The sequence below is a fragment of the Spirillospora sp. NPDC048819 genome, assembly GCF_040650055.1.
GTDB lineage: Bacteria > Actinomycetota > Actinomycetes > Streptosporangiales > Streptosporangiaceae > Spirillospora.
The window spans coordinates 61,417-67,788 of sequence record NZ_JBEZGN010000046.1 but is presented as its reverse complement, the minus strand read 5'-3'; the positions used below and the strand labels follow the sequence as shown (position 1 = coordinate 67,788).

Annotated in this window: 8 protein-coding genes; 6 read left to right on the top strand and 2 right to left on the bottom strand. The window is 68.7% G+C overall.

What is annotated here, in order from left to right:
- The first annotated feature begins 840 nt into the window (after nucleotides 1-840).
- The 5 genes from AB0C35_RS40175 to AB0C35_RS40155 all read left to right on the top strand — a co-directional run bounded on the left by AB0C35_RS40175 (nucleotide 841) and on the right by AB0C35_RS40155 (nucleotide 3,651).
- Complete coding sequence (locus AB0C35_RS40175) at nucleotides 841-1,110, top strand: hypothetical protein (protein WP_358467828.1); 270 nt, start codon at nucleotides 841-843, stop codon at nucleotides 1,108-1,110.
- Nucleotides 1,103-1,708, top strand: coding sequence for a DUF6879 family protein (locus AB0C35_RS40170; protein WP_358467819.1), 606 nt, complete (start codon nucleotides 1,103-1,105; stop codon nucleotides 1,706-1,708). Before AB0C35_RS40175 ends, AB0C35_RS40170 begins: the two co-directional genes overlap by 8 nt.
- Before the next feature lie 14 nt (nucleotides 1,709-1,722).
- Nucleotides 1,723-2,436 (top strand): DUF6082 family protein, encoded by a 714-nt coding sequence (locus AB0C35_RS40165; protein WP_358467816.1) that lies wholly within the window; start codon nucleotides 1,723-1,725, stop codon nucleotides 2,434-2,436.
- 249 nt (nucleotides 2,437-2,685) lie between these two features.
- Complete coding sequence (locus AB0C35_RS40160; RefSeq protein ID WP_358467813.1) at nucleotides 2,686-3,120, top strand: DUF6196 family protein; 435 nt, start codon at nucleotides 2,686-2,688, stop codon at nucleotides 3,118-3,120.
- 120 nt (nucleotides 3,121-3,240) lie between these two features.
- Nucleotides 3,241-3,651, top strand: coding sequence for a DUF6223 family protein (locus tag AB0C35_RS40155; protein ID WP_358467811.1), 411 nt, complete (start codon nucleotides 3,241-3,243; stop codon nucleotides 3,649-3,651).
- Nucleotides 3,652-3,660: 9 nt separating this feature from the next.
- On the opposite strand, the gene AB0C35_RS40150 is transcribed toward AB0C35_RS40155, so the two are convergent.
- Entirely contained in the window at nucleotides 3,661-4,659 is a 999-nt protein-coding gene (locus tag AB0C35_RS40150) for an oxygenase MpaB family protein (protein WP_358467808.1), read from the bottom strand.
- 83 nt (nucleotides 4,660-4,742) lie between these two features.
- Between AB0C35_RS40150 and AB0C35_RS40145 the strand changes: the two genes are divergently transcribed.
- The gene (locus AB0C35_RS40145) at nucleotides 4,743-5,390 is read left to right on the top strand and encodes a TetR/AcrR family transcriptional regulator (protein WP_358467825.1); all 648 of its coding nucleotides are present in this window, start codon (nucleotides 4,743-4,745) and stop codon (nucleotides 5,388-5,390) included.
- Between the two features lies 1 nt (nucleotide 5,391).
- Here the strand turns inward: AB0C35_RS40145 and AB0C35_RS40140 are convergent, their stop codons facing one another.
- Nucleotides 5,392-6,363, bottom strand: a complete 972-nt coding sequence (locus tag AB0C35_RS40140) for an alpha/beta hydrolase (RefSeq protein WP_358467805.1) — start codon at nucleotides 6,361-6,363, stop codon at nucleotides 5,392-5,394.
- Between the last annotated feature and the right edge of the window lie 9 nt (nucleotides 6,364-6,372).

Sequence of the window (6,372 nt, the reverse complement as noted above, 5' to 3'; positions counted from 1 at the left end):
GCGTAAGGCCCGCTGCTCACCGTCCCGCCTGACCGCCATCGTCCAAGCCATCCTCACCCTTCACCACCAGGCCGCATGAAGTTGGAAATGCCTCAGTGCCAGGGGCAGCGCTGCCGGACTCGCTCGGTGCGGCTGGACGACCACGCAGGCGGGAAACGCGCGCTCGCCTGGTTTCAGGAGTTCGATCGCGTCCGCACGCGTGTCCAGGTGGAGTTGCGGTCCTCGTCTGGCCAGCGGGTCTACCGGGGAGAGATCACCGCGACGCCCGAGATGGTGCCGCCCCTGGACTCGCCGCGCTGCCCCAGGGGAGGGCCGCAGATCCGCCTCGCGGTGACGAAAGAAGGAAGGCTCGATTCGACGTCATAGAGCCACCTGTCCCGCCCTGCCGTCTCGCCAATGACGGCAGGTCCCCAGGTGCAAGTACCCCGCGTGGTGACTGCCGAGGGCCCGACCAGCGCGCATGCGCTTCGGTCGCCCCCCGCCGAGCTCCTTGCACGTTCATCGAGCGATGGCGACCTTTGAAGATCGGGCATCACCTCACACCACAGCTCGATCGCCGGGCACCTCAAATTGGCCGAAAGTGGACGATCCCTCACACGGCATTGAACCTCGGGTGCGTCCGGAAACCGTCAGGGGTCACCCAAGCGGCGCCCAGCATGCACGGGCGTCCTGACCAGCAAAGGACGCTGATCGCTATTTCACGTGCACACCAGCGAGAGGGCTTATTGATTCGCATGTGCACAATTCAGTCCTGAATGGACGTTTTGGACACAGCTTGTCGCCTTGGCGACCTGGTGAGAAAATTTCTGCTAGCACCAGCGAGCGGAAGTGAGCAACATCATGACCAGGCCATGGGAAGCCGATCATGACGCCGGGTTCCATCGAAGGCTGGGCAAGACGGCCGCCGAAATCGGGGACAGCCGCACCACTCAGGACTGCCCAGAGATCTGGGAACTGGACAACGGAGACATCGCCGTCATCGGCCGCGATGCCACCGTTTCGTACAGTGACCGGCTTCCTCCAGGCGTGAGGATCGGCTCCGATGAGCGTCTCGTGATCATCTCAGGGCGCCTGCTCGCAGCCGCCAAACCGGACATCCGAGATGCTTAACCAGATCCCCACTATCCGTGGCGACCTGCTGGACCACTCGGCCTACCACAGCGACTTCGCTCGTCAGGTCGAGGGTCTGAGTGGCGTGATCTTGAAGCTCGAACGCTCTCAGGTCTTCCGTGAGTTGGATGATCCCAGCTGGCAGGCGTTCGCTTCCGGCGACTGGAAGAGTGCTCTGGAACTATTGGAGGAAGATCGAGAGGCCGTCCGCACAGAGGCCCGCAACAACAAGCGGCAGGGCTTAAAGATCCGACGTGTCCGCGTAGTCGAGCGTCCAATGACGCCTTATGTTCAGTGGGAGCTGTACGCGCTGCGCATGCTGGCGGAAGAAGGCTTCGAGCTGAGCGTGCTACCGGCCGACGAACTCTCCGCACTCGAGACCCGAGGCCAACTGCCCGAGGTCGTGATCATTGACAGGCGCGTCCTCTACGAGGTCCGCTACCTGCCGGACTGGACGCCCTGTGGAGCCAAACGCATCAACACGCCGTATGTGATCCACTCAGCGGCGGCCGACATCATCCGCTTGTTCGCCAAGGGAGAGCCCCTGCTCGACTTCTTCGAGCGAGAAGTGGCCCCACTGCCCGCACCGGCGGTTTGATCTATTGTTCATAGATGCCTGCCGTGCGTATGGGTCGTAGAAGGCTGAGAACACTCAGCCTCATCCTCATCACCCTTGTGGCCATTGGCCTCATCGGTGCTTCTCCGTGGGCCTTGCGCGCCTTCGACGGACCGACCACTCGCTGGGAGCGGTTGAGCTTCATAGGCCAGACCTACGGCGCAGCATCGGCACTTGTGGCCGCCATTGCGCTGGTCGGCATCGTGATCACCCTCGTCTTCCAGGCGCGCGAGACGAAGATCGCACGTGAGGAGGCGCGGCGCATCGCGATAGCCGAATTGCTCAAGATGGCCATGGACGACCCTGACCTCGACGAGGCATGGGGGCCGGTACCGGCAGACGAGGACCGCAAGGCTCGACGCCAACTCATGTACATCAACATGATCATCTCCGAGTGGCAGATGTCCTTCGAGACGAAGGCACTTCCGGAAACGCGCCTCCGGGCCATCTCCCGGGAGATGTTCAGCGGCCGTCCCGGACGCGCCTACTGGGGGGAGGCCCGCCAAACACGCATAAGCACCTCAGAGACGAAACGAGCCCGCCGGTTCCATCAAATTCTGGACGAGGAATACCGGCGGGCCCCCGCCCCTCCTCCCGAACGCACCCGCCCTCGTCGCCGGGCCAGGGCGCTTCTCTTCGGTGCAGCAGCGGCGACCTTGGCCGTGGCACCCATCCTTCGCCGCTCCCTCCGCCGCCGGAGGCGCACCTGATCAGGGCGGACCAAGGGGCCACGCATGGCCGGCCTCGACCCAGCTGGCCGGCGACCTCTGCCGACGTACCTGGTCCGGTGTCCCCGGTCCCTGCCCGATCAGGACTCGGCATGCCGGGGACGAAATCATGGGGCGCATGACGGGGTTGTGGTGATCGTCAATATGTCCAGGCGCCGCGGTTGGTCTGGGACGTTCGCCCCAAGTGATCCCCGGAGCGGATCCCTGCGGCAGGAATCGGGAGACCTCGTCATGGTCAGTATCAGCGTGGAGAGTCCGCAGCAGACGGAGTCACGCCTGCGTCGCGTGATCGCCCTGGCCGACCTTGTCGTGCATGACGGTGTCTGGTGCTTCGAGGAGTCTCCCGCAGACCGGCCGCCGGCGCTGACCGGCGACACACTGGCAGTGGTCGGGGACGGCGAAAGCTGGAGCCGGCTGGTCCGGCTCGCCCCCGAGCATCGGGATGTCGAACGATTCGGGATCTTCTCCTTCCACTTCCCGGCCGATCTGGACAACAGTGGCTTCGTCGGATGGCTGGCCGGCCGTCTGAAGACCGAACTGGGCACCGGTGTATTCGTCATCTGCGGCACCAACCGTGCCCGCGGCGGAATCTACGACTACTGGGGCTGCCCCATCGAGTTGCTGGACGAGGCCGTCGCGATCGTCATGGCCTTGCGCACGAGCTGAGTTCGGCGCACTGCGGTGCGGCCGTCGCAGGCATCTCCCGGTACTCGCGGCACCGCCACGCCTACTGGGCGGCTACCGCGGGGGCGGTAGTTTTGCGGGTTCTGCGGTGGCGGTGGCAGCGTGGAATGTCTGCGCTCGGGGGACGACCGGCGGCGGGAGCGGCGGACATCATCGGACGACGTCCAGTCCTTCGAGAAGGAGCACGCCATGTCCGTCCATTACCTCCTCGCCGCCGCCGATGCCTACTCCATGAGCGCCGGGCGGCTCGGGTCCACCGCGGCCGCGTTGACCGGACTGATCGGCGTGGTCGCCGGCGGGCTGGTGCTGGCGCGCGGCGGGCGGAACGGCGCCGTCGTGGCCCTGGTGGCCGGGCTCGTCGGCATGGCCGTCGGCGGGCTGGTCGCGGCCACCGCCGACGACGGACTCGGCACCGGCAACGGGCTGGGCGGGGCGATCGTGGCCGTGGGGGTGGGGTTGATCAGCGCGGCTCTCGGTGGGCTCGGTCTGGTCCGTGCTCGGCGCACCGGCTGACGCGGGGCCTCACGCGGTGGCCTCGATCTCTTCGCGGGTCAGGATCGGGTCGGGGGCGGTGGGGGCGGTGGAGATGAAGGGGCTCGGCTTCTTGCCGGCGGCTCGGACCTGGGCCTGGCGGAATTCCGGGAGGGGGCCGGTCGCGTCGTGCAGACCGTTAAGGGCCAGCCAGAGGGACGTGCGGCGGACGCGGAGGGTGACCGGGTTGGGCGGCTGGTAGAGGGCGAGCTTCTGGGCCCAGCGCGGGAGCATGTCGCGGGCCGCCCAGTCCATGAACTCGCTGCCCGGCTCCCAGGGCTTGGCCTTGCTGTGGCGGAGGTTGGGGCCGGTGGCGAACGCCTTGATGGGGGTCAGGGCCAAGCGGGGCAGGTAGGACTCCAGGCATTCGGCGGTCTCGGCCTTGGTGGCGGGGAGGTCGGTGCCGCCGAGGGCCTCGCCGACGCGGACGAACTCGCGGTAGTAGCGGTCGATGTCGTGCAGGGGGCGGCGGTTGTAGCGCTCGTGCGCGGTGGCCAGGCCCCAGACGACCGTGGCGTAGTTCCAGCGGAGCCATTCGGGGTCGTCGGCGTCGTAGGCGAGGCCGTCGGGGCGGGTGCCCTTGATGGTGTGGTGCATGGCCCGGACGGTGCGGGCGAGCTTCTCCGCGGTCGGGGTGGAGCCGTAGGCGGTTCCGATGAAGAACGAGATGGAGTGCCCGAGGCGGACCGCGCCGCCTGTGGGGTCGACGTTCCCGGTGGGGATGCCGTCGGCGCGTTCGACCAGGCGGGAATGGTCGTAGGCCATCCAGCTGATGCTCGGGTCGAGGCCCTCGATGTAGGCGGCGCTGACGAGGCCGAGGATCAGGGTCGGCAGGTGGGAGTGGACGTGCCAGACGGCGCTGCCGGGGCCGAACCAGCCGGGGTCGCCCTGCGGGCCGGCGAAGTCGAGGCCCTTGAAGAACTTCGACCGGATGTCGGCGTCGAAGGCCTGCTCGAACCGTCTGGCGATGGGGTTGTTCTTGGGGGGCATCCGGCACTCCTACTTCTGGCTACGACTGTAGCCAGAATAAGTGATTGGTTACGCCCGTGTCCAGACTTGCTAGGGTGAGCGCCATGGCGAGCGGCCGGACGGCGGCGTCCACGCGGTGGGCGGGAGTGCCCGTGGCCAGGCGGAAGGACGAGCGGCGCGAGATGCTCGTGCGGGCCGCGTTCGCGCTGTTCGGGGAGCAGGGTGAGGGCGCCCTGACCGTGCGGGCGGTGTGCCGGCGGGCCGAACTGCACACCCGGTACTTCTACGAGAACTTCGCCGGCACCGATGATCTGCTCGCCGCCGTCTACGACCAGCAGGCGGCGGCGCTCGGGGACGTCCTCGCCAGGTCGCTGGACGAGGCGGGCCCTGATCCGGAGACCCGGACCCGCGCCGGCATCCGCGCCGTGCTGCGCTTCATCACCGACGACCCGCGGCGGGGACGCGTCCTGTTCACCGAGGCGCGGGGCAACGAGGTGCTGGCCGCCCGGCGGCGGGCCGCGCAGACGGCGCTGCTGGAGGGGCTCGTCGCGATGGGCAGCGTCGAGCTGGGGCGTGCCGGGTCCGAGCTTCCGGTCGTCATCGCGGCGACCATGTTCACCGGCGCCATGACCGAGCTCGCGCAGCAGTGGGCGGACGGGCGGCTGGGACACGACCTCGACGCGGTCGTCGACCAGGCCGTCGAGCTGTCCGTGGCCATGCACGTGTCGACGGCGGAGCGGCTGCCGCGCTGACTCAGGCCGCCTCTTGGCGGGCGGGCTCGGCGGTGGCGCGTCGGGCGAAGCCGCCGATCTCCCTGATGGCGGCGAAGCCCTCGCGGGAGATGTCGGCGAAGACCTGGAAGACGTGCGCCTGCCCTTCCCAGATCTGCAGGGTGCAGGGCACGTCCGCGGCGCCGAGACGCTCGGCCATCAGCTCGGCGTCGGCGCGGAGCACCTCGATCGAGCCGGCCTGGATGAGCGTGGGCGGGAGGCCGGTGAGGTCGGCGTCCACGGGGCACAGCCACGGGTCGGTCAGATCCGCGTCCGGGAAGCAGGCGTGGACCATGTCCCACAGGCGCGGGGCGGGGATGAACGGGTCGAGCGCGGCGTTGGCGTGCGCGATCTTGTTGGTGATGTCCAGTTCGGTGAGGGGCGACAGGGCGACGATGCCGGCGGGGCGGGGCAGTCCGTCGCGGAGGGCGTACAGGGGCGCCATGAAGGCGAGGTAGCCGCCCGCGGAGTCGCCGCCGATCACGATGCCGTCGGCCTCGTAGCCCTCGTCGAGGAGCCGGCGGTAGGCGTCCACGCAGTCGCCGATGGACGTCCGGATGGTGACCTTGGGCTGCATCCGGTAGGCGACCGACAGCACCGGCATGCCCGCCGCCTGGGAGATCCGGGCGATCATCCGGCGGTGGGTGCGCAGGCCGCAGGAGACGAACCCGCCGCCGTGGAAGTAGAGGATCGCCTTCCGCGAGTCGGCGGGCACGCCGCGGCCCCGGACCCACTCGGCGGCACAGCCGATGCCCGTGACCTTGGTGACCTTGGTGCCGCGCGGAGGCACCAAGAGCGCCGCGCCGAGGTCGAGGAGCGGGGCGAAGCGCAGCGTGAACGGGGTCCACGGCAGCCGGGCGACCAGGGGCCGCACGAACCGCCGCATCAGCCTGGCGGTCACCCGTGCCCCGCGTCCGCAGCCGGCGCGTTCCTCCACCGTCGGTGTGATCGGCATCGCCCGCCC